Raw genomic sequence first — 26,454 nt, forward strand, 5'->3', positions numbered from 1 at the left:
GAAACATAGTTATGTCATCAACCGATTAGTCGTAATTTATTTAAATCAGCAAAGAATATAGCATTTTATTTTCATTGATATAGATGTTTGAAGGATCAAAATGATTAACATTCTGCTTAAGTTGTGCTAAGTCATCATGTTTTTTTAATTGAATACCTATAATAACGGTACCAGTATTTTGAGATGTTTTTTTCAAGTATTCAAATTTAGTAATGTCATCTTGAGGACCGAGCACATCGTTAACAAATTCCCTTAATGCCCCTGGACGTTGAGGGAAATTTAAGATGAAGTAGTGCTTCATTTCTTCGTAAAGTAAAGAGCGTTCTTCTATTTCTTTCATACGATTGATGTCATTATTTCCGCCACTAATAATACAAACAATCGTTTTGCCTTTAATTTGTTCGAGATAATTTTCTAAGGCAGAAACGCTAAGCGCACCAGCTGGTTCTGCTACAATGGCTTGTTTAGAATATAAATCTAAAATGGTTGAACAAACTGCACCTTCATCCACTTGTACAAAATCGTCTACGTTATGGCATGCGATATCATAAGTAATATCACCGACGCGTGCTACAGAGGCACCATCTACAAACTTATCGATATTGGATAAAGTAACGATTTTATGTTGAACAACCACAGCTTCATACATGCTACTAGCACCAATAGGTTCTACACCGATAATTTTAGTCTTAGGGGAATGTTGCTTTAAATAGGTGCTAACACCAGAAATAAGGCCACCGCCACCAATTGCACTGAATACATAATCAAATTGAAGATGACCTTTCTCAGCTTCACTAATTAGTTCTTTAGTAATGGTTCCTTGACCAGCAATTGTATGAACATTATTAAATGGATCAATAAAAGTCATGTGGTGCTGCTTTGTATAAGCTAAAGCGTCTTTAAGACAGTCATCGAAAGTGTCCCCAGTAAGAATGACTTTGACATGTGATTCACCAAAGAATTTGACCTGGTTTATCTTTTGAAGTGGGGTTGTTACTGGCATAAAAATGACTGCTTTCAGCTTTAATTGTTTAGCTGTATATGCGACGCCTTGTGCATGATTACCTGCGCTAGCACATGTTATTCCTTTAGCTTTATCTGCTTCAGATAAAACTGATATAGCATTATAAGCACCACGTAACTTAAAAGAACGAACCCACTGTAAATCCTCTCGCTTTAAATATACATTGCACTGATATTTTTGTGATAAATATCTATCATATTGTAAAGGTGTTTCTTTGACAACATCCTTAATTCTTAAATAAGCATCATCTACATCTTGAGCAGAAACACGACTTGTAACTGTCATAGTACCTCCAACCTTTTTATCTCGTTTTTTCATAGTTTTTGATTAAATCTTCATATTGTAATGTGATCGCAATATCATCTAAACCATTAATGAATTTGTTCTTCCATGTAGGATCAATGTCAAAATGGAATTGTTGTGTGTCTGTATTTACTGTCTGATTAGGTAAATCTATCGTAATGTTGGCATGTTGAGCTAGTTTATGTCTTACATCTTCCGGCAGCACAATGGGTAATAGCCCGTTTTTTGTACAGTTCATATAAAATATATCACTGAAACTACCGGCAATAATGATATTGAAACCATAATCTTTTAGTGCCCAAGCGGCATGTTCGCGACTAGAGCCACAACCAAAGTTATCTCCAGTAATTAAAATAGACGCACCTTTGTATTGAGGTTTATTAGGATTAAAATCAGGATTATCAGTGCCATCAGATAAATAGCGCCATTCATCAAAAGCAAAAGGGCCAAATCCTGTTTTAGTGATACGCTTCAAATGAACTTTCGGAATAATTTGGTCAGTATCGATATTATCATTGAAAAGGGGAACAGTTTTTCCTTTATAAATCGTTATTGGTTTAATTTCCATCATTAACACACGACCTTTCTAACATCAACGAATTTACCATTAATAGCTGCAGCCATAGCAGGTGATACAAGATGTGTGCGTGCGCCTTTACCTTGACGTCCTTCAAAATTACGATTGCTTGTTGAAGCGCAATGAACACCTTCAGGAACTTGATCTGGGTTCATACCAAGACACATGGAGCATCCAGGTTCACGCCATTCAAATCCAGCTTCTTTGAAAATTTTATCTAATCCAAGAGCCTCGGCTTCATGTTTTACCGTTCTTGAACCAGGAACTACAATCGCTGTTATTTTAGGATGTACATGTTTACCTTTGACAATTTGACTTGCTTCTAGAAGATCAGATAGTCGTGCATTAGTACAGGAACCTAGAAATACATAGCCTAAGTCAATGTCTTCTGCTTTTTGACCTGGTTGTAGTCCCATATATTTGTAGGCACGTTCATCGTTAACACTTTTGATAGTGGGAAATGGTGTATTAAAGCTGACTCCCATTTCTGGATTTGTACCCCAAGTGACTTGCGGTTCTAGATTAGAAATATCGATTTCAATTACTTTGTCGAACTTTGCGTGAGTGTCAGTATAAAGTTGTTTCCATTTTTCGAGTGAGTGTTCATAATTTTGAGCATATGGTCGTCCTTTAACATAATCAAAGGTTGTTTGATCGGGTTGAATTAGACCATATTTTGCGCCAGCCTCGATTGCCATATTACAGATAGTCATGCGTCCTTCCATAGATAATTGGCGGATAGCTTCACCTGTGAATTCCAAGGCATAACCAGTACCAAAATCGACACCATACTGATTAATAAGATAGAGAATGATATCTTTGGCATACACACCTTTAGGTAACTGGCCTTGAATATCAATCTTTAAGTTTTTAGGTTTTGTTTGCCATAACGTTTGGGTTGCAAACACATGTTCAACTTCACTTGTACCAATTCCAAAAGCTATAGCACCAAATGCACCATGTGTTGCAGTATGTGAATCGCCGCATACAATTGTCTTACCTGGTTGCGTTAATCCTGTTTCGGGACCAACCATATGCACAATGCCTTGCTCATCTGACCCCATATCGAAAAGATGTACACCAAAATCATTGGCATTGCGCTGCAACGTTGTAATTTGCTTATTAGCGATGTCATCTTTGATGTTAAATATATCAATTGTTGGAACATTATGATCCAATGTGGCAAAGGTTAGATCAGGACGACGTAATTGACGTTGTTGAAGTCTTAACCCTTCAAAAGCTTGAGGAGACGTTACTTCATGGATAAGATGCAAATCGATATATAATAATTGAGGTTCACCTTCATTACCTGTAATGACATGCTGATTCCAAATTTTATCAAATAATGTTTGTTCCATATTGCGCCCCTCCTTAATAGCTTTTGTATAAGTATTCAAAGAATTGAGATGTAGATGTTGTGCCGCCTAGGTCTTTAGTTAAAATGCCTTTACGAATCATTGAATATACATTTTGTTCAAGTTCATCTGCGGCAGTAGCTTGATTTAAACTTTCACGCAAGCACATTGCTAATGAGAGAATCATGCCTACTGGATTAGCAATATTTTGATTAGCGATGTCAGGTGCAGAACCATGAATAGGTTCATATAGACGCGGACCGTTCTCACTAAAACTTGCTGAAGGTGATAACCCTAAAGATCCTGGAATAACAGATGCTTCATCACTTAAAATATCACCAAATAAATTTTCTGTAACAATGACGTCAAATTGTGTTGGATATGTTATCAAATGCATACTACAAGCATCTACTAACAAATGATTTACAGTGACATCAGGATATTCTAAACTCACTTTATTAACTATTTTTCTCCATAATTTACTGGAAGCTAAAACATTTTCTTTATCTACAGAAGTAAGTTTTTTCTTGCGTTGCTGTGCTAGATTAAAAGCGACTCTCACAATACGCTCAATCTCATCGCTTGTGTAAGTCAATGAATCAACTGCAGATGTATCTGATAAGTGTCTCGGTTCTCCGAAATAAATACCACTAGTTAATTCACGTACAATAACCAAATCTGTTCCTTCTACACGGTCCGCTTTTAGTGGTGAAAATTGACTCATACCTGAAGTTACTTTCGTTGGGCGTATGTTTGCATATAAACCTAAAGACTTTCTTAAAGCAAGTAAGCCTTGTTCAGGCCGATTATTCGGATCAGTCCACTTTGGACCACCAATAGCTCCTAATAAGATAGCATCTGCGTTTTGGCATGCTTCAAGTGTTTCAGCAGTTAAAGGTACATGATAATGATCAATAGAAGCACCGCCAAAATGATGTTTAGTTACTTGATAGTCAAATTGGTATTTGTGACTTATATATTGTAATAGTTTTAATGTACCATTCAATATTTCTGGACCGATGCCATCACCGGGTAGAGCTACGATATTATAAGTCATGACTAATTACCTCCTGTAATAGAGCAGTAGGGTGGTTTAAAGCATATTTGGCATGTGCTTCAACATAAGCTTTGCATGAAGCCATTAAAATATCATGATCAATGCCAATGCCCGTTTCAAATTGACCGTCAATATTTAATTGAACATGTACTTCAGCTTGAGCATCTATGCCTTCAGTAACAGAATCGATTCGATAATCGATGAGTTTACTATCTCTTTGGAAAATACGATTCACAGCATTATAAATGGCGACAATTGATCCTGTACCAATACTTGAATCTTGATAAAGATGGCCATCTTTATCTTTAATAACGATTACAGCACTTTGTAATCCTTGTGATACAAATTGTAATTGTAATGAATCAACTTGATATAATGCATTTTGTTCATGTTCTGTACCTTGAATTAATGCATGAATATCTCGGTCTGATACTGTTTTTTTCTTGTCAGCAATAGCTTTAAATTGTTTGAATAACTGTATTTGAGCTTTTGGTTCAATATCGTAACCTAATGATTTTAGTTTTTCAGCAAAGGCATGTTTTCCTGAAAGTTTACCTAGCGGCAATTCATTTGTTTTAACACCGACTAGTTGAGGCGTAATAATCTCATATGTCTCTGGATTTTTTAACACACCATCTTGATGTATACCGGATTCATGACTAAACGCATTTTGTCCTACAATTGCTTTGTTACGTGGTACGCGTATACCAGCAAATCTTGCGATTAAATCTGATGTTGATTTCGTTTCATTTAATGTTAAATGAGTTGTTAAACCGTAATGTTCTTTTCTGATATATAAAGCAAGAGCTAGCTCTTCTAATGCTGTATTCCCAGCGCGTTCTCCGATACCATTAACAGTACCTTCTATGCGTCTTGCGCCACCTTCAATTGCAGCTAAACTATTAGCCACTGCTAGACCAAGATCATCATGACAATGTGCGCTATAGATAACGTCTTGAGTTGTTTGAACATGGTTAATGAGGTATTTAAAAATGTTGCCATATTCACTAGGATAGCTATAACCTACAGTGTCTGGAATATTGATTATTGATGCACCAGCATCTACGGCAGTTTGTACACATTTTAATAAGAAAGGTAATTCTGTACGTGTTGCATCTTCAGGTGAGAACTGTACGATATCAAAACGTGCTTTACAGTAACTGACATGTTCTTTAATTGATGCTAGAACCTCTGCTTGTGACATTTTTAATTTATATTTCAAATGAATAGGTGAAGTAGCTATGAATACATGTACAGCTGGATGAGCTGCATTTTTAGTAGCTTCATATACAGCATCTATATCAGGTTTTCGACATCTAGCTAAACCGCATACTGTTGTTGTTTTTAATGCTTCTGATATGGCTTTTACAGATTTGAAACTCCCTTCACTCGAAGCAGGAAATCCAGCTTCGATGACATCTACGCCCCAATGTTCCAACTGTTTGGCAATCTTTAAACGTTCTTCAAAGGAAAAACTAACACCTGGTGTTTGCTCACCATCTCTAAGTGTTGTGTCGAAAATTTGAATATGGCTTTCCATAATTAAATTCCCCCTAAATGATTATTGTTGAATACTTTTAGATTTAATAAATGGCATCATTTTTCTTAATTCACGACCGACCGCTTCAATTTCATGACCATGTTGTTTTTCACGTAATTGATAGAATTCTTTGAAGCCATTTTCATTGTCTTTAACAAATCGATTTGCGAAGTTTCCATTTTGAATATCAGTTAAGACTGCTTTCATATTATTTTTTACTTCTGGTGTAATGACGCGTGGTCCTGAAACATAGTCACCAAATTCAGCAGTATTTGAAATTGAATAGCGAACATTTTCCATGCCGCCTTCGTACATTAAATCAACAATTAATTTCATTTCATGTAGTACTTCAAAATACGCTAATTCTTTTTGATATCCTGCTTCTACTAATGTTTCAAAGCCACTTTGAATTAATTTATGGATACCACCACAAAGTACAGCTTGCTCACCAAATAAATCTGTCTCAGTTTCTTCTTTAAATGTTGTTTCAATAACACCAGCGCGTGTGGCACCAATACCTTTGGCATAGCTTAGAGCAATATCACGTGCTTCTCCACTAGCATCTTGTTGAACGCCGAAGAGGGCAGGTACGGCAGTTCCTTCTACAAATGTACGTCTTACAAGATGTCCAGGGCCTTTAGGTGCAACTAAGAAAACATCCACATTTTCCGGAGGTGTAATAACACCAAAATGAATATTAAAACCGTGAGCAAATGCTAGTGCATTATGCGCTTCAAGGTTAGGTGCAATTTCTTTTTTATATACTGAACCTTGAATTTCATCTGGTAATAACACCATGATGACATCGGCTTGTTTAGTAGCCTCAGCTACTGGGTACACATCAAATCCATCTTCTTTTGCTTTATCAAATGAATGTCCTGGGCGAATTCCAACGATGACATCATATCCATTGTCTTTTAAATTTTGTGCATGTGCATGGCCTTGAGAACCGTAGCCAATTACAGCAATTTTTTTGCCTTTTAATGCATCTTTAGTTACTTGTTGATCATAATAAACTTTAGTCATAATAAATTCCTCCAAATTGTTATTATAATATTCAAAATTTTCAATCTATTGAAAGTTGAATATCCCAATTATTTAAGATGTTAGCTCTATTTATTTTTGATTGTTTATAGGCTAGCGCATCAAAGGGATAATCTATAGTTCAACGACATTGATAACTGTTACTTGTTTTTTTAATTTAGCAATTAAAATTTTAAATAATTTTTCGTTTTCGATATCTGCTGTTAGTAAAACATTTGAAATACCAGGATCTGATGAGGGCTTAACTTCAAGTTCACTGATATTATATTGAAGACGGACAAAGGCACTTGTAATGCGATTTAGCGTACTGACTTTGTCTTCAACCGTTAATTTTAATGTGCGTTTCATTCTAATCCCTCCATTTCATGATTTGCTTTACCAGCAGGTATCATTGGATTAACAGGTTCAACAGGTGAAATTCGAATTTCAATTAGTGCTGGACCTTCACTACTAAATGCCTTATCCAATTGTTGTTCTAATTGAGCAGGATTATCGATTAAATAACCTTTAATTCCGTATGCTTCTGCTATTTTCATAAAATCCGGTTGATCATTAAAGACTGAATGTGAAAATCGGTGATTAAAGAATTTATCTTGCCACTGTTTGACCATTCCGAGTGTGCCATTATTGATCAGTACAACTTTAATATTTAACTTATATTCATTAAAAATTGCCATTTCTTGGTTAGTCATTTGAAAGCCACCATCACCAACAAAACAAACTACAGTTTTATCTGGTGCGGCTAATTGTGCGCCAATTGCTGATGGAATGCCAAAGCCCATTGTTCCTAATCCACCGCTTGTAGCCCATTGACTATGATGTTTAAATGGATAAAATTGAGCTGCCCACATTTGGTGCTGGCCAACATCGGTGGTTACAACTGCATCTCCATTGGTTATCTTACCAATATATTCAATCGCTTGTTGTGGCTTACAAAACGTTTGGTCATCTGTCGCATATTTGAATGGATGTAAGTCTTTGTTACTTTGACAATGTTGTGCCCATGCTGTGAATTGAATTTCTTTATTAAAGTAGGCAGATAATTTTTTTAAAACCTTTTTACAATCTGCCACAATACCTAAATCAGTTTGAATGACTTTATTGATTTCAGATTCATCAATATCGACATGTACAACTTTGGCATTAGGCGCAAATTGAGCAGGGTTACTCGCTAAACGGTCATCAAAACGACTACCTAAATTGATAAGTAAATCGCACTCAGTTAAAGCCATATTGCTTGCATAGGAACCATGCATTCCACCCATTCCAAGGAATAAAGGATTGTTGTATGGAATGGCACCTAGGCCCAGAAGCGTAGTGACAACTGGAATTTGATATTTTGAAACAAATTGTGTTAACAGTTCATTTGATTGTGAATTATTAATTCCAGCCCCTGCTAAAATTAACGGTTTTTTAGCGTGAGTTAAAAGTGAGACAAGCGCTTTAATGTCATCTACATTTGGTTCGTTTGGCACATGATACCCTGGTAAAGCAAGGTCATTTGTTACAGGTACGGATGTTTTTAAAACACCCATATCTTTAGGAAAATCAATAACAACAGGTCCTTTTCTGCCAGTATTAGCAATATAAAATGCTTCATGTACGATTTTAGGAATATCATCAACATTTTTAATTTGATAATTTGCTTTTGTGATAGGTGTGGTCATCGATAATAAATCTGCCTCTTGAAAAGCATCTTGACCAATGCCAGGTGATGCGACTTGTCCTGTAAAGACGACTAGGGGAAGTGAATCACAATAGGCATCGGTAATACCAGTAATTGCATTGGTAGCACCTGGACCACTAGTTACTACGACGACACCTGGTTTGCCAGAAACACGTGCATAACCTTCAGCGGCATGTGTAGCGCCTTGCTCATGACGTGCTAAAATATGTTTAATCTTACCATCATAGAATGTATCGTATAATGGGAGAACAGCACCTCCTGGATAACCAAAGATAAAATCGACATGTTCATGTAATAATGCTTCTACTAATAAATCTGAGCCACTTAATGATTGATGTGAACTAGGGGATTCATCGTCTTGTAAAGTATTGTGTACGAATTGTTTGGGCATAAATAACACTCCTTGTTAAATTAAATTTTCAGGTACTTGCATAATACCGCCAGTATTTGCACTTGTAACGAGCGCAGTATATCGAGCTAGATAGCCTGATTTAACTTTAGCTTTAAACGGTTTGACTTCGGCTTTACGTTGTTCTAAAACTTCGTCAGATTGATGAACATCAATAGTGCGTTTAATTAAGTCAATTGTAATTTCATCTCCATCACGTAATAAGCTAATAGGGCCATCAGAAGCGGCTTCTGGAGAAATATGTCCCACGGCAATGCCTCGTGTAGCTCCTGAGAAGCGGCCGTCAGTGATTAAAGCAACATCTTTACCTAAACCTCTACCAACAATTGATGACGTTGGAGCTAACATTTCAGGCATTCCTGGACCACCTTTTGGACCTTCATAACGAATAACTACGACATGACCTGCACGAACTGTTTTATCATCAATCGCAGCTACTGCTTCATCGTGTGAATTAAAACAAATTGCTTTTCCTGTAAAAACTTTAACTGAAGGGTCTACACCACCAACTTTGATAACAGCACCTTTCGGAGCGATGTTACCAAATAAAATGGATAAACCACCTTGTTTATCATATGGATGTTCTAATGAGTGAATAACTTCAAAATTAGCTATTTCTTTACCTTCATTATTTTCTTTAAGTGTTTTTCCAGTTACTGTAATGCGATTTGGATGGAGAGTGCCTGGTTTTTTCATAAGCTCATTGATGATAGCAGGAACACCACCAGCTTCATGCACATCATGCATTGAATAAGATGAACTAGGCGCTATTTTTGATAAATAAGGCGTCTTTTTAGCAATTTCATTAATTCGCTCTAAGTCATAATCAATTCCAGCTTCATTAGCTATGGCCAAGGTATGTAATACTGTATTCGTTGAACCACCCATAGCCATATCCAGAGCAAACGCATCATCAATTGCTTCTCGTGTAACGATATCTCTAGGTTTTAAGTCATTTTTAATATTTTCAACGAGCTTAAATGCTGCAGCTCTAATCATTTCTCTACGCTGTTCACTTACTGCTAAAGCAGTACCATTATATGGTAGTGCTAAGCCTAAAACTTCCATTAAACAGTTCATTGAATTTGCTGTAAACATACCAGCACAAGAGCCACAAGTAGGGCAGGCATTTTGTTCCATATCAAGAAACTCTTCCTTTGAAATAGAGCCTTCTTTAAATGCACCAACTGCTTCAAACATGGATGATAATGTTAATGCTTTTCCATGAGCTGATAAACCAGCTTTCATTGGTCCACCAGAACAGAAAATAGCCGGTACATTTGTTCGAACGGCTGCTAATATCATACCAGGTGTGATTTTGTCGCAATTCGGAATGTAAAAGACACCGTCAAACCAGTGTGCATTGATAACAGTTTCAGCAGCATCTGCAATGATTTCGCGTGATGGAAGAGAATAGCGCATTCCTATATGTCCCATTGCAATACCATCATCAACACCAATTGTGTTAAATTCAAATGGAATTGCACCCGCTTCGCGAATAGCTTCTTTAGCGATATCTGCTAATTCACGTAAATGAACGTGCCCAGGTACAATATCAATATATGAATTACAGATTGCGACAAATGGTTTGTTCATATCAGTTGGATGTTTTAATGCCCCTGTAGCATGTAATAAACTTCTTGCTGGTGCTTGATGATCACCTTTTTTGATCATATCGCTTCTCATAAATAATTCCCCCGTCGTTGACAATCATGAAACAAAAAAACGCCCCAATAAAATTGGGACGCTGATAAGTCCCATTCAATTAGAAATAGGACTTAAACATTTAGTACAAGTGATACTAAAGTTCCAGCCCTTTGGAGTATAATAAAATAATAATATTTACATTTGTCGGTTGATATAGAAATGTGTGATTAGTCATTATTATACTCCTCTTTTCTTGAATGGTTATAATTTGTTTCAATAGTTTGAATTGTTTTAAAATTCGATAAACTTAATTTACTATAACATGTCATGATAGTCAACCTTAATTTTGAATTTTCTAACAATTGTTTTATTTTGGCAAATGATTATTTAAAAGAGAAATCTATCTTAATTTTTGTTACAATAAATAAGTTAAAATGATTTGTCATGTCCTAGAGATAAAGCCTAGAAGTTTATATTTTAATGCTATTAAATAAGGAGAATGTACATTGATTCGTATCAATAATCTACATGAAATGGATACTTTTGCTGCGAAATTAGTATCAACACTTGTAACTGGAGATTTAATATTACTTAACGGAGATTTAGGTGCCGGGAAAACAACGCTCGCACAATTCATAGGTAAACACTTAGGTGTCAAGCGTCACATCAATTCACCAACTTTTAATATTATTAAATCTTATCAAGGTAGTAAATTAAAAATGCATCATATGGATTGTTATCGTTTAGAAGGAATGGAAGAAGATTTGGGTTTTGATGAATACTTTGATGACGATGGCATTAGTATTGTTGAATGGAGTCAGTTCATTCAAGACTTATTACCAGAGGAACACTTAACGATTGACATTCACATTATAAACGAACAGGAACGTGAACTATCTTTAAATGCACAAGGCAAGCATTATGAGGCAATTAAGGAGGCAATAGAGAATGAATACTTTATTGATTGATACATCAAATCAGCCAATGTCAATTGCTTTGATGAAAGATGAGGAAGTATTAGCAGCAAAAACTACTAATAATAAAACAAACCACTCAGTTCAATTAATGCCTGGAATTCAGGAGCTATTTACTCAATGCGATTTAACAAAAGAGAATATTGATGCCATTATAGTTGCACAAGGGCCAGGTTCATACACTGGAGTAAGAATTGGTGTAACTGTAGCAAAAACGCTTGCTTACGCATTAAATGTACGATTATTTGGCGTGTCATCACTTGAAGCGCTCGCTGCGACAACGCATCAAACAAATCAGCTTATTGTACCATTATTTGATGCTCGAAGAGATGCTGTATACGCAGGTGTTTATCAACATCAACACGGACAATTAAAAACGATTATAAATGATGGCTATATAACGATTGATGAATTACTGACACAACTGCATAGCCTAAAGGAACCTTATATCTTTATTGGTCAAGATGCCAAAAAGTTAAGTGCAAGATTAGATGGCCCAATAGAGGAAAATTTGCCTGATGCAGCAGTGATGCTTGATTTAATAAAACAACCTGCAAATATTTATACGTTTACACCAAATTATCTTAAATTATCAGAGGCAGAACGCAATTGGCTGAATCAGCAACAGAACAACTAAACATACGAGAAATGATTGTCGATGACGTACCTCAAGTATTTGATATAGAGCGTTTGAGTTTTAAACATAGTTCATGGACCATTGATGCCTTTTACCATGAAATAACTCAAAATCAATATGCAAAATATTTTGTGGCGGAACGTAATGGCCAAATTATTGGTTATTTAGGTCTTTGGACAGTGCTCGATCAAGCGCAAGTGACTACGGTCGCAGTGAGCGAAATATATCGTAATCTTGGCTTAGGACAATTGTTGCTTAAATATGGCATGACTTATGCGGCACATACATGTGACACAATGAGTTTAGAAGTACGTGTCGACAATATTATCGCTCAACATGTATACGAAAAATTAGGTTTTCAATATGGTGGTAAACGTAAAAATTACTACGGAGATGGAGAGGATGCGTTAGTGATGTGGGTGAAGTTACATGAATGAAAATATTTTAATTTTAGCGATTGAAACGAGCTGTGATGAAACAAGTGTTAGTGTTATAAAGAATGGTTCAGAAATATTATCTAATGCAGTGTTAAGTCAGATAGATAGTCATAAACGCTTTGGTGGTGTTGTACCTGAAGTTGCAAGCAGGCATCATGTTGAAGGTATACTCCCTACAATCGACGAAGCGTTAGAAACGGCACAAGTATCGATGGAGGATATTACTGCTATCGCTGTGACGGAAGGACCAGGGCTAATTGGGGCACTGTTAATAGGAATTAATGCGGCTAAAGCATTAGCGTTTGCATATGATAAACCGCTCATTCCTGTTCATCATATTGCCGGGCATATTTATGCTAATCATTTGGAAGAACCATTAACTTTTCCATTAATGGCACTTATCGTTTCTGGAGGACATACAGAATTGGTTTATATGAAAGATCATTTACAATTTCAAGTCATCGGAGAAACGCGAGATGATGCAGTGGGTGAGGCCTACGATAAAGTTGCTCGAACAATTGGACTACCTTATCCAGGGGGACCGCATGTTGATCGATTAGCATTAACAGGAGAAGATGAATATCATTTTCCTAGAGTATGGCTTGAAAAGGACAGCTATGATTTTAGTTTCAGTGGTTTAAAAAGTGCTGTTATAAACAAATTGCATAATCTTAAACAGAAAGATTTGCCAATAAATAAGGCTAATGTAGCAACAAGCTTTCAAAATAGTGTTGTTGAAGTACTAAGTGGTAAAGCTATTAATGCTTGTCAGCAATATGATGTTAATCAACTAATTGTTGCTGGGGGTGTAGCAAGCAATCACGGATTAAGAACAGAATTAAAAAAACGTTGTGCACAAAAACAAATTAAACTATTAATTCCTAGTCCAAAATTATGTACAGACAATGCAGCAATGATAGGTGCTGCAGGCTATTATTTATATCGAGCTGGTATCACTTCAGGATTAGATCTCAATGGCAAAAACCATATTGATATTGAGGAAGCAACAATTTAAGCATTTAGTTAATTAAATTACAGGGAGACATTATTGTAAATAATAAAGATAGTCTAAGACATAAAGTTCTTAGACAAATAAAAAAGCAATTTCTATTGAAATAATGATGTGCCCCCCATAAAGTTAGATCTTTAATCCAACTTTATGGGGGGCACATCAATTCATTTGAGTACTATTTTTCTAAGATTTATGTCCCTGACTCACTTAACTATATATAACAGTAGTTAAGTGAATTTTAAATGCACTTATACCAAGCTTTTTCAATTCTAAACAATCTTGCGGGGTGGGCAATACAAATTCAAAATGAATGCTGTCCCAAAAAGCTTATATGTCCTCAACTATCTCTTTGGCATGATGATAAATATCTAATGGAAAGTTTGATATTCTCAGCAATTCTATAGCATTTCTAGTATTAGCTTTTCCAGGCTTGACTTTATAGTCAAAAGCAATAGATTGCTTCTCAATGATTTCATTAAAATGATAATTTGAATAATCTAGTAAACTTGATAATTCGATATCGTGTGTTGCAGCTAAAATAAAATAGTTATTCATATTACTTAAATAACTTAAAACGGATTGAGAAGCAGCAATGCGCTCTGTCGTGTTAGTACCTTTGAATATTTCATCGATAAAACAATATATTTGGCGTTTTGACGAAATATTAAATAGTCTGCGAATTGACTTCAACTCTGTCATGAAGTAGCTATCACCAGATAATACATCGTCAGCATTAGCCATAGAACAATATACATGTCCTGGAACATATTTAAATTCAGCAGCGACAGCAGTTTCAATTGTTTGCGCCAAAATAAGATTTATCGCAATAGCTTTCATAAATGTTGATTTTCCGGAAGCGTTTGATCCTGTTAGTAAAATATTGTTTTTAAGACATAAATTATTAGGTACAGCACCGTCAATAAGTGGATGAACTAATTCAGTAAATGTACATAAGGACTCATCTTTCACATGATTGTCTAATATTTCAGGCTGACACTGTATATTTAACGTGGTTTGATAGAGTGCTACAGAATAATGATTATCTAACATAGCGATATAATCATAACTTTCAAGAACTTCATCAATATACTTAAAAAAACTACGTTGAATAATATGAAAAATAACATAATCTAGCATGAAAATTATTTTAAATAACAAAATAATGCTTGAACCAATGTCGTTAGCATCTAATTTAACTAAAATACCACTTAAATATCGTGAACTTTTAAAATGATTAAAGTTAATATTCAATTCAGGTGTTCCGTCAAGCTCATTTAACTTTTTACTTTGTGTTAAAACATTTGAAGTATAAAAAATTGATTTTAAATCTTTTTCATAAGTTCGTTTCAAAAATACAGACAATAAAATATTAATCGAACATACTAATAAGGTTAATAAAATACCTAAATTTTTATTAAATACAATAATCAATATGCTCAAAATAGGTAAGAATGGAGTAAGCATCAATAGATTATTTCTTTTAATAGCGGTTAGTTGATCGGGAAAAAAAGGATAATATTTTTTTCCAACTTTTGATAATTTGAGTGATAAATAATTTCTAAATGATTCTGACGTTTTAATTTTATGTATTAATGTTTTATTATTTGCTTTAAACATACCACGTAATGTTGCATAAAGTTTCATTTCTCCAATAGCAGTAAAGTTATAATTCATGGTTTGAAACAAGCTATCCATGCTTAAATCGCTCCATGTTTTATCATCAACCAAATCATCATGAGCATAATTCGAACGATAACTTTGATATTGATAATCATAACGAGCGTTTGGACGAATAAATTCTTCTAGGCGCTCCTTATTCGTCCAAAGTTGTTTGATTTTGATAGTTAACTTTTTTTGCTCAATAATAGCAGTTGTGATACTTACAATAATAGTTAGTATAATTATAGCTAAAATAAATAAAAATATTGTATTATCGAACATTTTAATCCCCTTATATTAATATATTTATAGGTAATAATTGATATTATTTCATAACTTATTTGGATATGCAAAATATAATAAGTTTAAGCGTAGTTTGTACGTCAAGAGGGAACGTTTGTACTTATCAACAATCAGTGCACAACTTGTGGATAACAAGTGGTTATATATGTGGATATTGTAAAATTTGTAACAAATATATTGAGCAAAAGTTACAATTTACCTGTGGATAACTAGGATAACTTTGTGGATAGCTATCTTTATAGGTTTTATTATGTGAATAAATATTTTGACAAAGTCGTTAAAAAAAGCAGGAAAAGTAACAAATTGTACTTTTCTTGCTTTTTCACCGCGTGTTTAATTTAATAACATTTCTTGTAATTCTTCCCATTCAATTAATGTTTGTTCTAGCTTTTGTTCGGTATCAGATTTAATTTGGCTTAGTTCGTGAGATTTTTGTGGATTATTAAAAACTTCTGGTTGGGTTAATTGTTCATCAATATCAGTTATTTGTGTTTCAAAGGTTTCTATGCGTGTTTCACATTGTTCTATTTGACGTTCTATTTTACGTTGCTGACGTTTGTGTTCTTTTTGATTAAAATAATTTGAATGATTATCGTTGTTAACATGGTTTTTCTCCAATTTATTGTCAGCACGTTGTATGTTTTCATGTGCTTTGATAGCTGCTTGTTCTTCGGTTTTTTCAATATAATATTGATAATTACCAAGATATATCTTACCGCCGTCATGATTTAAATCAAATACTTTATTGGCTAATTGATTTATAAAGTAGCGATCGTGTGAGACAAAGATAATTGTACCTTCAAAGTTTTGGAGTGCTTGTTCTAACATTTCTTTAGAATCAATATCTAGATGGTTTGTAGGTTCATCGAGAATAAGCACGTTATCACGCTGTAACATTAATAAGGCAAGTTGTAGGCGTGCTTTTTCTCCTCCAGATAAATCATTGATAATTTTCTTAACATCTTCTTGTACAAAGAGGAAACGGCCAAGTACAGCGCGAATATCTTTTTCATTCATATTAGGATATTGGTCCCACAAATAATTTAAAATTGTTTTATTCGATTTAAATTCAGCTTGTTTTTGATCATAATAACCGATTTGTAGGTTTGCACCAAATGTCACACTGCCACCAAGCTTTTCTTGTTTATTAGCAATGGTTTTTATCAGCGTTGTTTTACCTACGCCATTTGGTCCGATAACGGCAATATGATCTCCTTTCGTAATTTCAATATTAATTTCTTTTGTAATGGGCGTGCTGTAGCCAATAAGTAAGTTGTTTATATGCATCACGTCATTGCCTGTATTGCGCTCAAAACTAAACTGCATATTAGCACTACGTGCATCGAGCATCGGTTTATCTATGCGTTCCATTTTTTCTAACATTTTGCGTCTACTTTTAGCCATGCCACTAGTAGACGCCCGGGTAATATTCTTATCGACAAATGTTTCGAGACGTTTTATTTCATCTTGTTGCTTTTGATATTCTTGCATACGTTTTTGATAATATTGATCGCGTTGTTCAATAAAGCGTTCATAATTGCCGACATAATGCTTTACTTCACCAAGAGCTACATCATACACTTGTGTGACTATTTTATCTAAAAAATAACGGTCATGACTAATAATGACAATAGCGCCTTGAAAATATTTTAAATAATCTTCTAGCCACTGTGTTGTTTCCATATCTAAGTGGTTAGTCGGTTCATCTAGTAATAATAAATCGGGATTATTTAATAACATTTGAGCTAATGACAAACGTGTTTTCTGACCACCACTAAAATCATTTATTGGTCGATTGAAATCTGCCTCAGTAAAATTTAGACCGTGGAGTATCGTTTTTATTTTACTTTCATATTGATAACCATCTTGATGTTCAAATTGTGAACTCAAAGATTCGTATCGCTCCATGTGCTGTTGATAATCTAGTGATTCATAATCATTTCCATGTTGTGCTAACCAATCGGTTTCTTGTTTAATTAACTGTTCCATATTTTTAAGATGGGTAAAGGGTTTAGCCATTTCTTCAAAAACTGTGGCTTCAGAATTTAAAGTCATCTGTTGAGTGAGATAACCTATTGTTAAATTTTTAATTTTAGAGATATGGCCATGATCGTAGTCTTCAACGCCAGCAATGAGTTTCATCAAAGTGGATTTTCCAGCGCCGTTACGACCGACAATGCCGATACGTTCTCCAGTTTTAATTTCAAAATCGACATTTGTAAATATATCTTCACCATCGAATGATTTTGAAATGTCATTAAGTTGTAAAAGTATCATTCAGCCTTCACCTTTCTAATTAAGAAAATAAAATATAAAATAATAGTATATAAATGGTTTTCATAATCTATTGCATAACGTTACTATTTATTTTACAGTATTACATTTAAACTTGGAAATAGGACATGTTTTTTTTATTAAGTTACGGTATAATGAGCCAGTATGTTCTTTATTAGATGAAATACATTTTATACGTAACTAATTTTGCTCTAATTAGTTTGAATAAAAATACTATAAACCATTCAAACAAGAGGGGGACAAAAAGATGGCTAAAGACGGTGTCAAAATACCAAGAGCAACCTTAAAACGCTTACCGCTATATTATAGATTTGCTCAAAGGGTTAAATCAAAAGGATATGACCGCGTAAATTCGAAGACAATCAGTGAGGCATTGAATATTGACTCAGCTACGATTAGACGCGATTTTTCTTATTTTGGTGAGCTAGGTAAAAAAGGATATGGCTATAATATTGATGGCTTGTTAGAATTTTTTAAATCTGAATTAAGTGATAGTGATACCATAGAAATAGCACTTGTAGGTGTAGGTAATTTAGGTAAAGCACTACTTAATTATAATTTTTCGATTCATAGTGAAATGACCATTACTGAAGCATTTGATATTGATGAAACGATGATTGGTCAACAAATCGGCCAAGTAACTATAAAACATATTGACCGCTTAAAAGAAATATTAGCTAAAAAAGATATCGATGTTGCAATTTTGACAACGCCAGAAAAAGCGGCACAAGATGTTGTCAATCAATTAGTTGATGCGAATATTAAAGGCATTTTAAATTTCACTCCACGTCGCGTTAAAGCACCATCAACGGTTCAGGTACAACATATTGATTTCGGAATTGAGTTACAGTCGTTACTTTTCTTTATGAAAAACTATTCATAATTATAGAGAATATATATTGGAAGTGTAATGAAAGTCCAAAAGACTTTTGTTACGCTTTTTAAATTTAAAGAAAATATTATTACTGTTTTTTATGCTTTCAAATTAGAATCGCTAAAAGATAGTTATGATATTTCTAGCTTTAATTGTAGCATTATATTTAGCAATCATTTATCTAATTTTTGGTCACTCAAATGCTTTAATACTGTGTCGGCAGTAGGTTTTCTGAGGGGGTTATGTACAGAAAAAATATTATTAGAAGTGGTCTTAGTTTTAATCATACAATTTTCAATAGTTATCCATGATCTTTAATACGTTTAACAATGAATTTAATTATCTGAATTTCTCATTTTCAATATTTACAGTTACTAACACAGTAATGTATAATATCTTATTATTATTATCGGAAAAGAGGGATTGAATGATTTGGATGATTATTAGTGGTCTTATTGTAGGAGTATTATTAGGTTTTGTAATGCAACGGACAAGATTTTGTCTTGCTGGTGGCTTTAGAGATATGTATGTACAAAAAAATAATAAGATGTTTTATGCGCTACTTGTAGCAATAACCGTACAGAGTGTCGGTCTAGTTATCTTAACAAGTTTAGGATTGTTTGCTATACCAGATAGTACATTCCCAATAGTAGGAACTATTATCGGTTCATTTATATTTGGTATCGGTATAGTATTAGCTGGTGGCTGTGCAACAGGGACTTGGTATAGAGCAGGCGAGGGATTGATTGGCAGTTGGATCGCATTGATCATGTACGCTTTAACAGCTGCAGCAACAAAAACGGGCATTTTATTACCTGTGATGACTTGGGTAAATCAACCTACAAATGTAAATGCAAGTATGGCACAAACAACCGGTATTCCAATGTGGATATTTGTCATTGTACTTACTATTATCACACTTTATGTTGTTATTAAAACATTGCGTAAACCCAAACCTAAGGTAGCAGTTCCAAAATTAAAACAAAAATATCACGGTATTAGACATTATTTGTTTGAAAAACGCTATCATCCGTTTGTAGCTGGTATTGTTGTTGGTTTAATTGCTTTATTAGCGTGGCCAATGAGTATTTCAACTGGACGAGATTATGGCTTAGGGATAACTACGCCGTCTGCAAATCTTGTAACTTATCTCATTACTGGTGATTCAAAACTTATTGACTGGGGCGTACTACTGGTTCTTGGTATTTTTATAGGATCATACATCGCAGCTAGAGGTGCACATGAATTTAAATGGCGCTTACCAGATATACGTACGATTCGAAATAGTGCAGTAGGAGGTATATGCATGGGCTTCGGTGCTTCTGTTGCAGGTGGTTGTTCAATAGGAAATGGTTTAGTAGAAACAGCTATAATGTCGTGGAAAGGTTGGATTGCACTTTTTGCAATGATTTTAGGCGTGTGGTTTACAAGCTATTTTATTTTTATAAGACCAATGAAACAAATACAGCAAACAGATAAAAAAGCGAATAAAACAGTATCTCAAACACAATTATCATCATAAATAGGAGGAATAGTATATGGTATATGAATTAGGTACAGTAGGAATGGTTTGTCCATTTCCATTGATAGAAGCACAAAAGAAAATGCAAACATTAGATGCTGGTGATGAACTAAAGATTGACTTTGATTGCACTCAAGCTACAGAAGCAATTCCAAACTGGGCTGCAGAACAAGGATATCCAGTGACAAACTATGAACAATTAGATGATGCATCATGGACCATTACAGTTCAAAAAGCTTAAAGTAAGATTTAAATAGATATAAGAAATAAACAACGGTTAAAATAAACTGTGAAGAACCTTCAGACATTTGTACTTCACAGTTTGTTTTTCGATCCACCTTGTTATATTATGTTACATATTGTGTTAATTTATCTTACGTATTTTTGTCATTTTTTTATAGTATCATTATGATATTTTTAAAGGAAGTGGTAATTATGAAGATGGATGACACAATATTTTTATTTTTATGTACATTACTCGTATGGGTAATGACACCGGGGTTAAGTTTATTTTACGGTGGTCTTGTACATTCTAAAAATGTACTTAATACAGTGATGCAAAGTTTGACAGCCATGGTGATCGTAACGTTTACCTGGGTTTTGCTTGGGTTTTCGTTAAGCTTCGGAAAAGGGAATATGTTTATTGGTAATTTTGACTTTATAGGATTGCAACATGTTGGTTTTGAAATTAATAGTCAACTTAGTCCACATGTTCCGTTTGCATTATTCATGCTTTTTCAAATGATGTTTTGTACGATTGCTATTTCAATTTTATCAGGTTCAATTGCTGAACGAATGAGATTCTTTCCATTTATGATATTTATTTTTATTTGGGTACTTGTTATTTATAGTCCAGTTGCACACTGGGTGTGGGGTGGTGGTTGGATTCAACAATTAGGTGCACTTGATTATGCAGGCGGCACAGTCGTTCATATTACATCAGGTATTTCAGGCTTAGTGCTAGCCATTATGATAGGTAGTGGCAAGAAAGTTGAGAAAATCAAACCTCACAATTTACTTATTGCCTTGATAGGTGGGATTTTAGTATGGATGGGTTGGTATGGCTTTAATACCGGAAGTGCATTTGCTTTTAATAGCGTTGCACTTACATCATTTATTAATACTGTTATCGCAGCTAGTGGAGGTGCGTTTGGTTGGTTAGTATTTGAATATATTATAACTAAGAAACTGAGTTTACTTGGATTATTATCAGGTGTGCTTGCTGGTTTAGTCACAATTACTCCAGCTGCTGGCTATGTTACTACACTTAGCGCCTATATCATTTCAATTGTAGGAGGTATCTTCTGCTATATAGTTATTAATCATATTAAAGAAAAGTATAAATATAATGATACACTTGATGCATTTGGAATACATGGCGTGGGTGGCATTATTGGTGCTATTTTGACAGGCATCTTTCAATCCCATCAAGTAAATTCGGACATTACAAATGGCTTAATATATAATGGAGACTTACACCCAATATTTATCCAAAGTATTGCTGTTGTTATAGTAGTATTGTATTCTATCCTTTTGACATGGATTATCGGTAGAATATTACAAAGAATAAGCCCTATTGCAACTACAGTTGAGGAGGATGAAGTAGGATTAGATCAGATTGTGCACGGAGAAAAAGCCTATTTCTATGGAGAATTAAATAAATTGAACAAAAGGCATTAAATTTTTAAGACTTAAGTATAGATAAAAAGTATTTAAAGCGATTACATTTATGATAAAATAAGATATAAAAGAGAAACAGAGTGATTAGGTGTGACGAAGATGAAAAATATAGCAGATATTGCCAGATTAGCTGGTGTTTCTAAAAGTACAGTTTCTCGCTACTTAAACAATGGATCGGTAAGTACAAAAACAAAAGAAAAATTAAGCAAAATAATCAAAGAGCAAGATTATCAACCTAACCAATTTGCACAAAGTTTACGTGCTAGACACACAAAAATGATTGGTGCGATTATTCCACGTATGAATTCACATGCTGTAGATGAAACTATCAAAGGCGTTGCACATGTCTGTAAAGAGTTAGAATATCAATTACTGCTTAATTATACAGGACTGGATCTATCAGAAGAAATTATTGCACTAGAGACACTATCAAGAAGTAAGGTTGACGGTATTATTTTAATGGCAACGCGTATCACGCCACAACATTTAGATGTAATTAATAAGATAAATGTGCCGGTTATTTTAGTTGGTCAAGAACATTCTGGCGTTAATAGTATTATTCATGATGACTATTTAGCTGGTAGTTATGTAGGACGTCAAATAGTTGAAGCAAATTACAAACAAGTTTACTTCTTTGGTGTCACTGAAGAAGATAAAGCAGTTGGACAACAACGTAAAAATGGTGTACTTGATATTTTAGCTTTGAACCATATTGACGTCCAAGTTTTTAAAACATCATTCCAGTTTATGGAAGCTAAGAATGATGTGAAATTGCATCTACAATCAGTACACACTGCAGATGCTATTATAGGAGCTACAGATACAATTGCCTTGGCTATACATAGTTATTGTTCGCAACCTCATCACAAGTTAATACCACATAAAATATATGGCTTTGGAGGAGATCCAATAACACAAATTGTGACACCGCAAATCAATACGGTAATGTATCATTATTTTAAAGCGGGTCAACAAGCTTTATCTCAATTGCATCGGCTCATAAATCATCATGATGCACAGCTACTGACAGTCATACCAGTAGAATTATAAAAATAACTAAATTTGTTATTGTCTTTGGATGGAACCGATACCATCTAAGTGATAAACTATGAATGAAAATAAGTAACAACAAATTGATGGAGGTAAATCATGAGTGAATGGACAAGAGAACAACGCTATCAAGGTATCGATGATGTTCCTCAATCACAATTAATTGAATTGAAACAAAAAGTTGATGCTTCACATTATAGACAAACGTATCATATTCAACCTGAAACAGGACTTTTAAATGATCCTAATGGTTTAATATTTTATAATGGGACTTATTATGTATCACATCAATGGTTTCCATTAGGAGCTGTTCATGGTTTGAAATATTGGTTTAATTATACTAGTAAGGATTTAGTAAGTTTTACCCCGCACGGCCCCATTTTAGAACCAGATACTGCATACGATAGTCATGGTGTATATAGTGGAAGTGCTTTTGAATACAACGGTCAACTTTACTATATGTATACCGGAAATCATAGAGATTCAGAGTGGAATCGACACTCTAGCCAAATGTTAGCTAAAGTTGATGAGTATGGTGACGCAGTAAAGTTTGAAAAACCAGTTATTCCAGCACCACCAACGGGATATACACAACATTTTAGAGATCCAAACGTTTTTCAAAAAGATGGTCAATATTTTATGATTATCGCAGCTCAAAACGAACAAGAAAATGCGTGCTTATTACTTTATAAAATGGAAGAACAGGTTAATGAATGGGCGTTTGTAGGTGAAATAGCGACACAGTTATTGAACTTTGGTTATATGTGGGAATGTCCGGATTTTTTCAATCTTAATCAGACTGACGTTTTACTATTTTGTCCTCAAGGTATTTCCCCTGAAGGAGAGCGCTATAATAACATCTACCAATCGGGCTATCTACTAGGAACATTGGATACTCAAAAGCCAGCATTTGAGCATCAAGATTTTAAGGAGCTTGATTATGGATTTGATTTTTACGCACCACAAACCTTTCTAGATAAACAAGGTAATCGCATTCTCATTGGTTGGATGGGTATGCCTGATACGCACTATCCAACAGATGACGAAGGGTGGGCACATTGCCTAACATTACCAAGAGTATTAACAGTTGAACATGGTAAACTTATTCAACGCCCGCTACCAGCGTTACAAAAGTTACGTCATAATGAAGAAACAGCTGAAGGGTATGCAAATAAATTCACAACAAAGTTACATCCATATGAGGGACTACATTATGAATTAATAATTGATATTCTAGAAAATGAAGCTTCCGAAGTTTATTTTGAATTGCGAACATCAAAACAACATAGCACGCTGATTACTTATAATAAACAAAGTCAGCGGTTAACATTAGATCGCAGTGATAGTGGCGCTTTACCAGAACCGGTTAAGGGAACAACAAGAAGTACGATTTTAGATACACCATTATCCCAATTACAAATATTTGTCGATACATCAAGCATAGAAATTTTCTGTAATAACGGAGAACGGGTGTTAACTTCACGGATATTCCCAGATGAGCAGGCAACAGGTATTAAAACGTCAACCGAATCAGGTCAAGTTTATTTAAAATTTACAAAATATGAGTTAAAGGATGAAAAATAAATGAGAACCCTTTATGCTATTGGAGAAGCATTGATTGATTTTATTCCAAATGTTGTTAATTCGGAATTGAAAAATGTTACAGGATTTACAAGACAAGTGGGTGGTGCACCAGCAAATGTCGCGAGCACAGTAGCGCGTCTTGGAGGGCAAGCTCATATGATAACGCAGTTGGGTCAAGATGCATTTGGTGATATTATTGTTGAAACGTTACAACAAATTGGCGTAGGGACGTCTCATATAAAACGTACTGACGTCGCTAACACAGCATTAGCTTTTGTCAGTTTAAAGGAAGATGGACAGCGTGACTTTTCATTTTACAGAAAACCATCTGCAGATATGCTATATCATCCAGACAATGTTGAAGAAATTGATGTGTCATCAGAAGATATCATGCATTTTTGTTCAGTAGATTTAATAGATAGTGATATGAAACAAGCGCATTATAAACTCATTGAAAAGTTTGAAGCGCAACGTGGAACGATTATTTTTGATCCAAACGTTCGCTTACCTTTATGGAAAAATGCAACAGATTGTAAAAAGGCAATAAATGAGTTTATTCCTAAAGCAAATATTGTCAAAGTTTCTGACGAAGAGCTTGAATTTATTACTGGTGAATCATCATTAGAAGCGGGTATTCAAGCTTTATTTAAAGGGCACGTGGAAGCGGTAATTTATACTGCAGGCTCCAATGGTGCGTCCATCTATTTGAAAAATGGTAAACATATCTATCACGAGGGATTTACAGTCAAAGCTATTGATACAACAGGTGCTGGAGATGCATTCATTGGAGCAGTTATAAGTCGCTTATTATTAGCTGAAGATATACCAGTGACACAACAGCTTGAACAAGATGGCGCAAAGATATTAGAATTTAGTAATTGTGTTGCATCAACTGTAACAACAAAATATGGTGCTATCGAAAGCATTCCAACCTTAGAAGAAGTTAAACAACAATTAAACAAAAAAACTAGCTAGAGCGTTTCTGTGAATATTAATGGGTGGTGGACAAAGTCTGATTTATTGTCAAGATTTTGTCCGCCACCCATTATTTCATGTTAACTAATAATTATATTTTTTTAACATTGCGTACTGATGCATAACAATGTTCACCATTTTTAAAATATACAACACGTTCTTTTGAATTGATTGAAGAGATATTGTGTCGATTGACAACAAAACTATTATGGCATCTAAAGAAACGATCATCGATTTGACTAATTTGTTTTAGATTACCATAAAACTCAATTTGACGATTATCTAAATGTGCAATCAATCGATGTGAATTTGTTGATGATTCAAAAAACATCACTTCATCATATTGCACATATACAGAATTACTACCGCGCTTAAGCTCTATCGTTTCAACGGTACGTTCTTTTGACAATAACTTTAAGCGCGTATGTGCGGTTTCAAGGCAATCGATAATACGAGTTTTAAGTTCGGCAGGGTCATCTTTAAAAATAAAATCCATAGCCGATACTTTGTAAACAAAAGTTAAATATGTCAGCTCACTATGACTTGTAACAAAAATTATGTTACCTATCGGATCATACTTTCTTATTTCGCTACCTAACTTGATACCGTTTATGTCAGCTTCTAATTGAATATCTAAAAAATAACAACCAACATCCTCATTTTCCTTTGACATTTTTAAAATTTCATAAGGATTATCTGTAGCTAAAGCAATTTCCATTGGTTTTTCTTCAATCATGATATAGTTATTGATGATCTCAACCATATTTTCACGTTGTTTAACATCATCTTCACAAATGTAAATCTTCATG

General features: G+C 34.4%; 23 protein-coding genes. 11 read left to right on the top strand and 12 right to left on the bottom strand.

Annotated features, from left to right (window positions below):
- Nucleotides 1-40: 40 nt before the first annotated feature.
- From ilvA to ilvD, 9 genes are all read right to left on the bottom strand, one after another.
- Nucleotides 41-1,309, bottom strand: a complete 1,269-nt coding sequence (gene ilvA, locus AL499_RS11300; RefSeq protein WP_002492306.1) for a threonine ammonia-lyase IlvA — start codon at nt 1,307-1,309, stop codon at nt 41-43.
- Nucleotides 1,310-1,325: 16 nt separating this feature from the next.
- The gene (leuD, locus tag AL499_RS11305; protein WP_094449184.1) at nt 1,326-1,898 is read right to left on the bottom strand and encodes a 3-isopropylmalate dehydratase small subunit; all 573 of its coding nucleotides are present in this window, start codon (nt 1,896-1,898) and stop codon (nt 1,326-1,328) included.
- On the bottom strand, nt 1,898-3,262 hold the full coding sequence (leuC, locus tag AL499_RS11310) for a 3-isopropylmalate dehydratase large subunit (protein WP_062248907.1): 1,365 nt from the start codon (nt 3,260-3,262) through the stop codon (nt 1,898-1,900). The genes leuD and leuC overlap by 1 nt, the downstream gene beginning before the upstream one ends.
- Nucleotides 3,263-3,275: 13 nt before the next feature.
- Nucleotides 3,276-4,316: a 3-isopropylmalate dehydrogenase gene (leuB, locus tag AL499_RS11315; RefSeq protein ID WP_002492314.1), complete on the bottom strand. Its 1,041-nt coding sequence runs from the start codon at nt 4,314-4,316 to the stop codon at nt 3,276-3,278.
- Nucleotides 4,306-5,856, bottom strand: coding sequence for a 2-isopropylmalate synthase (locus AL499_RS11320; RefSeq protein ID WP_002492313.1), 1,551 nt, complete (start codon nt 5,854-5,856; stop codon nt 4,306-4,308). Before AL499_RS11320 ends, leuB begins: the two co-directional genes overlap by 11 nt.
- Before the next feature lie 21 nt (nt 5,857-5,877).
- Nucleotides 5,878-6,882 carry a ketol-acid reductoisomerase gene (gene ilvC / locus AL499_RS11325; RefSeq protein WP_002477911.1) on the bottom strand — a complete coding sequence of 335 codons (1,005 nt, stop codon included), beginning with the start codon at nt 6,880-6,882 and terminating at the stop codon, nt 5,878-5,880.
- Between the two features lie 132 nt (nt 6,883-7,014).
- A complete protein-coding gene (locus tag AL499_RS11330) occupies nt 7,015-7,248 on the bottom strand; it encodes an ACT domain-containing protein (RefSeq protein WP_002461439.1) in 234 nt (77 codons plus the stop codon).
- Entirely contained in the window at nt 7,245-8,978 is a 1,734-nt protein-coding gene (ilvB, locus tag AL499_RS11335; protein WP_002492300.1) for a biosynthetic-type acetolactate synthase large subunit, read from the bottom strand. Before ilvB ends, AL499_RS11330 begins: the two co-directional genes overlap by 4 nt.
- A 15-nt stretch (nt 8,979-8,993) precedes the next feature.
- A complete protein-coding gene (gene ilvD, locus AL499_RS11340; protein WP_002461435.1) occupies nt 8,994-10,682 on the bottom strand; it encodes a dihydroxy-acid dehydratase in 1,689 nt (562 codons plus the stop codon).
- A 467-nt stretch (nt 10,683-11,149) separates the two neighbouring features.
- Here ilvD and tsaE point away from each other — a divergent pair, with 467 nt between their 5' ends.
- Genes tsaE through tsaD form a run of 4 tightly spaced genes read left to right on the top strand, consistent with a single transcriptional unit; the run spans nt 11,150 to nt 13,706 of the window.
- Entirely contained in the window at nt 11,150-11,611 is a 462-nt protein-coding gene (gene tsaE, locus AL499_RS11345; RefSeq protein ID WP_002461434.1) for a tRNA (adenosine(37)-N6)-threonylcarbamoyltransferase complex ATPase subunit type 1 TsaE, read from the top strand.
- Nucleotides 11,592-12,254, top strand: coding sequence for a tRNA (adenosine(37)-N6)-threonylcarbamoyltransferase complex dimerization subunit type 1 TsaB (gene tsaB / locus AL499_RS11350; RefSeq protein ID WP_002461432.1), 663 nt, complete (start codon nt 11,592-11,594; stop codon nt 12,252-12,254). Before tsaE ends, tsaB begins: the two co-directional genes overlap by 20 nt.
- A gap of 11 nt (nt 12,255-12,265) precedes the next feature.
- Complete coding sequence (rimI, locus tag AL499_RS11355) at nt 12,266-12,691, top strand: ribosomal protein S18-alanine N-acetyltransferase (protein WP_002461431.1); 426 nt, start codon at nt 12,266-12,268, stop codon at nt 12,689-12,691.
- Nucleotides 12,684-13,706 (top strand): tRNA (adenosine(37)-N6)-threonylcarbamoyltransferase complex transferase subunit TsaD, encoded by a 1,023-nt coding sequence (gene tsaD / locus AL499_RS11360; protein WP_002477915.1) that lies wholly within the window; start codon nt 12,684-12,686, stop codon nt 13,704-13,706. Before rimI ends, tsaD begins: the two co-directional genes overlap by 8 nt.
- A gap of 324 nt (nt 13,707-14,030) precedes the next feature.
- On the opposite strand, the gene AL499_RS11365 is transcribed toward tsaD, so the two are convergent.
- Both AL499_RS11365 and AL499_RS11370 read right to left on the bottom strand, forming a co-directional pair.
- Nucleotides 14,031-15,644 carry a MutS-related protein gene (locus tag AL499_RS11365; protein ID WP_002492307.1) on the bottom strand — a complete coding sequence of 538 codons (1,614 nt, stop codon included), beginning with the start codon at nt 15,642-15,644 and terminating at the stop codon, nt 14,031-14,033.
- Between the two features lie 354 nt (nt 15,645-15,998).
- Entirely contained in the window at nt 15,999-17,942 is a 1,944-nt protein-coding gene (locus AL499_RS11370) for an ABC-F family ATP-binding cassette domain-containing protein (RefSeq protein WP_002492298.1), read from the bottom strand.
- 265 nt (nt 17,943-18,207) lie between these two features.
- Here AL499_RS11370 and AL499_RS11375 point away from each other — a divergent pair, with 265 nt between their 5' ends.
- From AL499_RS11375 to AL499_RS11410, 7 genes are all read left to right on the top strand, one after another.
- Nucleotides 18,208-18,843 carry a redox-sensing transcriptional repressor Rex gene (locus AL499_RS11375; RefSeq protein WP_002461426.1) on the top strand — a complete coding sequence of 212 codons (636 nt, stop codon included), beginning with the start codon at nt 18,208-18,210 and terminating at the stop codon, nt 18,841-18,843.
- A 418-nt stretch (nt 18,844-19,261) separates the two neighbouring features.
- Nucleotides 19,262-20,356 carry a YeeE/YedE family protein gene (locus AL499_RS11385; protein WP_002461425.1) on the top strand — a complete coding sequence of 365 codons (1,095 nt, stop codon included), beginning with the start codon at nt 19,262-19,264 and terminating at the stop codon, nt 20,354-20,356.
- 16 nt (nt 20,357-20,372) lie between these two features.
- On the top strand, nt 20,373-20,597 hold the full coding sequence (locus tag AL499_RS11390; protein WP_002461424.1) for a sulfurtransferase TusA family protein: 225 nt from the start codon (nt 20,373-20,375) through the stop codon (nt 20,595-20,597).
- Nucleotides 20,598-20,791: 194 nt separating this feature from the next.
- Complete coding sequence (locus AL499_RS11395; protein WP_002477917.1) at nt 20,792-22,036, top strand: ammonium transporter; 1,245 nt, start codon at nt 20,792-20,794, stop codon at nt 22,034-22,036.
- A gap of 99 nt (nt 22,037-22,135) precedes the next feature.
- Nucleotides 22,136-23,086: a LacI family DNA-binding transcriptional regulator gene (locus AL499_RS11400; RefSeq protein ID WP_002461422.1), complete on the top strand. Its 951-nt coding sequence runs from the start codon at nt 22,136-22,138 to the stop codon at nt 23,084-23,086.
- A 99-nt stretch (nt 23,087-23,185) separates the two neighbouring features.
- Nucleotides 23,186-24,670, top strand: coding sequence for a sucrose-6-phosphate hydrolase (locus AL499_RS11405; RefSeq protein ID WP_002492299.1), 1,485 nt, complete (start codon nt 23,186-23,188; stop codon nt 24,668-24,670).
- Nucleotides 24,671-25,645: a carbohydrate kinase family protein gene (locus tag AL499_RS11410; RefSeq protein ID WP_002492304.1), complete on the top strand. Its 975-nt coding sequence runs from the start codon at nt 24,671-24,673 to the stop codon at nt 25,643-25,645.
- Nucleotides 25,646-25,736: 91 nt separating this feature from the next.
- Here AL499_RS11410 and agrA read toward each other — a convergent pair whose 3' ends face one another.
- A complete protein-coding gene (gene agrA / locus AL499_RS11415; protein ID WP_002461418.1) occupies nt 25,737-26,453 on the bottom strand; it encodes a quorum-sensing response regulator AgrA in 717 nt (238 codons plus the stop codon).
- Nucleotide 26,454 lies beyond the last annotated feature (1 nt).

Origin of the sequence: Staphylococcus lugdunensis (assembly GCF_001558775.1) — a bacterium.
GTDB lineage: Bacteria > Bacillota > Bacilli > Staphylococcales > Staphylococcaceae > Staphylococcus > Staphylococcus lugdunensis.